At 37.4% G+C, this 4,970-nt stretch carries 6 protein-coding genes; 2 read left to right on the top strand and 4 right to left on the bottom strand.

The annotated features are described in order from the left end of the window. Positions 1–390: 390 nt before the first annotated feature. The 4 genes from ACIQ0D_RS11460 to ACIQ0D_RS11445 are packed head-to-tail and all read right to left on the bottom strand — an operon-like array spanning position 391 to position 3,897. Positions 391–1,449, bottom strand: a complete 1,059-nt coding sequence (locus tag ACIQ0D_RS11460; RefSeq protein WP_395805728.1) for a hypothetical protein — start codon at positions 1,447–1,449, stop codon at positions 391–393. Between the two features lie 52 nt (positions 1,450–1,501). After that, a complete protein-coding gene (locus tag ACIQ0D_RS11455) occupies positions 1,502–2,386 on the bottom strand; it encodes a class I SAM-dependent methyltransferase (RefSeq protein ID WP_395805726.1) in 885 nt (294 codons plus the stop codon). Between the two features lie 33 nt (positions 2,387–2,419). Continuing rightward, positions 2,420–3,166, bottom strand: coding sequence for an ABC transporter ATP-binding protein (locus ACIQ0D_RS11450; protein WP_395805724.1), 747 nt, complete (start codon positions 3,164–3,166; stop codon positions 2,420–2,422). Beyond that, positions 3,163–3,897 (bottom strand): MlaE family ABC transporter permease, encoded by a 735-nt coding sequence (locus tag ACIQ0D_RS11445; protein ID WP_395805722.1) that lies wholly within the window; start codon positions 3,895–3,897, stop codon positions 3,163–3,165. The genes ACIQ0D_RS11450 and ACIQ0D_RS11445 overlap by 4 nt, the downstream gene beginning before the upstream one ends. A 144-nt stretch (positions 3,898–4,041) precedes the next feature. Between ACIQ0D_RS11445 and ACIQ0D_RS11440 the strand changes: the two genes are divergently transcribed. Both ACIQ0D_RS11440 and ACIQ0D_RS11435 read left to right on the top strand, forming a co-directional pair. Then, complete coding sequence (locus ACIQ0D_RS11440; RefSeq protein WP_395805720.1) at positions 4,042–4,743, top strand: SDR family oxidoreductase; 702 nt, start codon at positions 4,042–4,044, stop codon at positions 4,741–4,743. A 150-nt stretch (positions 4,744–4,893) separates the two neighbouring features. Then, the coding region (locus tag ACIQ0D_RS11435) for a PspC domain-containing protein (RefSeq protein ID WP_395805730.1) at positions 4,894–4,970 on the top strand (77 nt) is incomplete at its 3' end.

Raw genomic sequence — 4,970 nt, 5'->3', positions numbered from 1 at the left:
TACTTTCCTGTGGTCGGTGTTGTCACTGTACCACCGTACCACTCGTACACTTTTACTGATACTTGTATATCACTCGGTATTGTCCTGTGGTCGGTGTTGTCACCGTACCACTCGTGCACCTTACCGCTCGTACAATTTTACTGATACTTTATATCAATCGGTATTGTCCTCTGGTCGGTGTTGTCACCGTACCACCGTACCACTCGTACAACGTACCACTCGTACAGCTTTACTGATACTGTATATCACTCGGTACTTTCCTGTGGTCGGTGTTGTCACTGTACCACCGTACCACTCGTACACTTTTACTGATACTTGTATATCACTCGGTATTGTCCTGTGGTCGGTGTTGTCACCGTACCACTCGTGCACTGTACCACTAGTACACCTTTACTGATACTGTATATAACTCGGTATTGGTTTTAGTTTCATTAGTTCCTCTGGTGTCATTAACCTGTTTGGAGCCTTCTTTAAGTCGTTTTTATAAAACAGCTTAAAGCCGGCAAATTGTACAGGCTCAGAGTAAATGAAATGACGATGTGTTCCTTTTTTAAGCTCAGGCTCACCCCATCCATCCATGTGCATAACTACCTGTACTTCAGGCCTTAATTTAATATTTTGATAATTAGTTACCATTTTTTTTGTGAAACGGTGAATTACAAAAATCTTGGGAGGTAAATTGTTGGCTTTCACCAATTTAGCTAAATAATCAGAAACATAGTTAATTTCGGATGCATCATAAGTCCCAATTTTTTTACCTGGCAATACTCCGCCTTTCATCGAAAATTCTGGGTCGATACCCAAATGTACATTAGGCATTTTAAGATATTTTTCTAGTCTTGGAAGCTCATCTTTTATGGTACTTAGTGCCACTTGAATATCTAAAAAAACAATCATGTCTTTCTTCATTCTTGAAATGGTTAATACCGAGTCGATATGCTTATCGGGCATTCTATTTCTATATTTTCCATCTTTACCAGGATCACCTGCGGCTACCACAGCAATATAATGCAGTGCTGGCTGGACTGGGGTTTTTGGGTCAACTTTCTCCCATTTGCGAACCTCAGCATACAGCATATTTAGCATCTCTTTAGGAGCATATTCACCTAAAGCACCCATTTTCTTTGAGTAAAGATTGCCATAATAGGTAACCACTCTTTTATATGGTAAAATTGCTCCAGGTAGGGGATAAGGCTGATTTTTTACAGGCCATTTACCGGTGGTATCTCCATTGGCAAGTTCCTTAATTTTTTGATTGTAGAGTGCTGTATCAATGGGCTCTAGCTCAGGTGAAGCATCTTCCTCAACTTCTGAATCATTTGAAATAGATTCTCCAGTTTTCACTCCTGATTTGTTTTCAGTCTTACTATTTGACTCAGAACAGTTGGTGAAAATGCTTGAAAAAGCAAGAATGGCGATGCTTTTTATTATAAAATTGGTCTTTTTCATTCGATTTATTGTTTTTCTTCGGTTTTATAGACGCGTTTATTATTTATATTTCTCAAATGGTTTTACAGAATTTGCCAAATACCCCTAGTGGTAATTTGCAACCTGAGCTTGCTTGTAGGTATAATTCCCCACTCTCAAGGTTCTGCACTTCCGGAAAGGAGGAACGTATTAAATTCTCAACTATAACGGATGAAAAACCAAGTGAGTATGTGTTCAAGATAAGAAAATGTTCGTCATCATCAAGTAGTTTTACCACGTCATCCATCATTTCCTTGATATTATCTTCAAGTTTCCATTTTTCTCCATTTGGCCCGTGACCGTATGCCGGTGGATCGAGGATAATTCCATTGTACTTACGCCCTCTTTTTACTTCGCGCTTCACAAATTTCAAAGCATCTTCAACAGTCCAGCGTATATTTTCCAATCCAGAAAGTGTTTGGTTTTCATTTGCCCAACTTACCACCTGTTTGATCGAATCAACGTGTGTTGTTTCTGCGCCAGCAGCACAAGCAGCTAAAGATGCACCTCCTGTGTAGGCAAATAGGTTTAATACTTTGGGCTGTTTTGTTTTAAATTTCTTAATGCAATTGATGCTATAATCCCAGTTCACTGCCTGCTCCGGAAAAATTCCTAAATGCTTAAAGGAGGTGAGGGCTAGTCTGAATTTTAATTCAATATTTCCATTTTTATAACTGATATGCCACCTATCTGGAGTTTTATGATCTTTTTTAATCCACTCTCCGGATGTTGCCGAACGGCCCTTAAATCGGATATGATGTAATTTGGTCCATTCACTTTCGGGGAGCCCCTTGCCCCAAACAGCTTGAGGCTCTGGCCTTATCAGAATGATATTCCCAAATCTTTCTAATTTCTCAAAATCACCGCAATCTATCAGTTCGTAATCTTTCCAGTGTTGAGGGGTTAATAGTTGAATCATTTATTCTTTTTTGAATGGATTTAATCCGATAATTTATTTTTTAAGTGCTTGCATGAATTTACTGGCAAATACAAATTCATTAAGCTCAGTATTGTTAGATTCTGTAATTTCTTTGTTTGAACCTTCCCACCATTTTTTGCCTTGGTGTAAGAAAATAATGTTCTCACCAATGCCCATCACAGAATTCATATCATGGGTTACTACCACAGTGGTGGTTTTAAACTCTTCGGTAATTTCTTGAATAAGCTCATCAATTACAATGGCCGTCTTAGGATCGAGTCCCGAATTAGGCTCATCTACAAATAGATATTTGGGATTCATTGCAATTGCACGAGCAATACCCACCCTTTTTTTCATCCCACCAGAAAGCTCAGAAGGGAATAGTTTATTTTTCCCAGCCAGATTTACTCGCTCCAAACAAAAATTAGCACGTTCTAGCTTCTCTTTTCTGTCTTGATTGGTGAACATGTTGATGGGAAACATGATATTATCCTCCACATTCATCGAGTCAAAAAGTGCTGATCCTTGAAAAAGCATACCTATTTCGGTACGAATTTCAATTCTCGATTGAAAGTTCATGCTCGTAAAATCTCTACCATCATAAATTACAGATCCCTTTTCTGGTTCATGTAATCCTACCATGCACTTCAATAAGGTTGTTTTCCCTGAACCTGACCCTCCAATAATAAGATTGCACATGCCTTCCTTAAATTCGGCCGAAATACCCTGTAAAACGTGGTTTTCTCCAAAGGTTTTATGTATATTCTTAACCTTTATCATAGTAATAATTGTGCAACTAAATAGTCTGTAAACAGTATAGCAATACAACTAATTACTACTGCTTTTGTACTTGATCTTCCTACTTCTAATGCTCCTCCATTGGTGTAAAATCCTTGATAGGCCGAGACTGAAGTAATAATAAATGCAAAAACAACAGACTTTACCATAGATACTGTGAAAGTGAATGGGATAAAATCAGAAGTAATGCCCACAATAAAGTCTTGCGCACTTACCGCTCCTGAGGCCGATCCGGCAACGTATCCTCCAAAAATTGTTAATCCAATTGAGATTATAACAAGGAGAGGTATCATTGTTACCGCTCCAATAATTTTTGGGAGTATGAGGTAACCGGGACTGTTTATTCCCATAATTTCTAGCGCATCGATTTGCTCTGTAACGCGCATAGTGCCTATTTGAGATGCTACACTTGAACCTACTTTTCCGGCTAAGACTATGGCTGAGATTGTGGGACTTAGCTCTAAAATTGCTGAATCACGCACAATCATACCAATAACCGACTTCGGAATAAAATCGCTAACTAGCTGAAAGGCAGTCTGAACCGTGGTTACAGCACCCAAAAATAAAGAAATAATCGCAATGATTCCTAAGGAACCAACACCAATAGATACCATTTCGTGGAATATTTCCCTACGATAGATATTCCATTTTTCGGGTCTACGGAATACAGCTTTTAACAATAAAATATATTTACCTAAGGGGTGAAATATCATCTGAAAATGCTTTTTTACTGATTATTTAATGTAAATATAAAATTATCGTCTCTTTTAAGACGAATTTATTACGCAAAGGTAATCAATTGAAATTATGCCTTAAATTAAATAGGTAGGCACAATTCATTTTCTTAATTTTAACTTATGAATGCAATTGTAACAGGAGCAACAAAGGGTATCGGAAAGGCTATTGTGGAACATCTAGCTGCAAATAATTATAACGTGGCTTTTTGTGCTAGAAATCAAGGGGAAATCGATAATTTTCTTGTTGAGCTCAAACAATCTTATCCCAATCTGAGTTTTTATGGAATAAAAGCCGACATGGAAAATATGTCTGAGTTAAAGGATTTCGCAACTATTTCGCTTAAAAATCTCGGTTCTGTTGATGTATTAGTTAATAATGCAGGTTTATATATTCCATCTAATCTTTTTGAAGAGGGGGAAGATGATTTAGAAAGACAATTGAAAGTTAATGTGCAAGCACCTCATTATTTGAGTAAGTTTTTTACTCAATCTATGAAAGGTCAGTCGTCTGGATATATCTTTAATATTTGTTCCATTGCTAGTCTTAAGCCTGTACCAAGTGCATCTTCTTATAGCATTAGTAAAGCTGCTTTATTGAGTCTTACAAGGGCTTTGAGAGATTCATTGATGGCTTTTGGAATAAAGGTTACCGCTATTATACCTGGTGCTACATTGACTGATTCATGGTCTGGGACAAGTCTGCCAGCTGAGCGATTTGTTTCTGCGGATGATGTTGCGGCAACTGTAATTGCTTGTTTGCAAATGAGTGCAGGTGCAAATGTAGATGAGATTATTATCAGACCTCAAGAGGGCGAAATATAATTATTGTTTTTACCGATAATTTAGGGGCTTTTACCGAGAACTTTGTACCACCTACCTATTGACTATTTTAACTGCATTAATTCAACCTTAGTTTTGATTCATCAATTAACAAATAGAAAATTGTTTATTAAAAATATTTATAATTAAAACATGGAAAAGAAACTTCAACGGAACCAGCAGGATAAAATGATTGCTGGTGTTTGCTCCGGACTAGCAGATTATTTTGA

The sequence above is a fragment of the Daejeonella sp. genome (assembly GCF_044342615.1).
In the GTDB taxonomy this organism is placed as follows: Bacteria; Bacteroidota; Bacteroidia; order Sphingobacteriales; family Sphingobacteriaceae; genus Daejeonella.
This window is presented reverse-complemented; position numbering and strand designations above follow the sequence as displayed.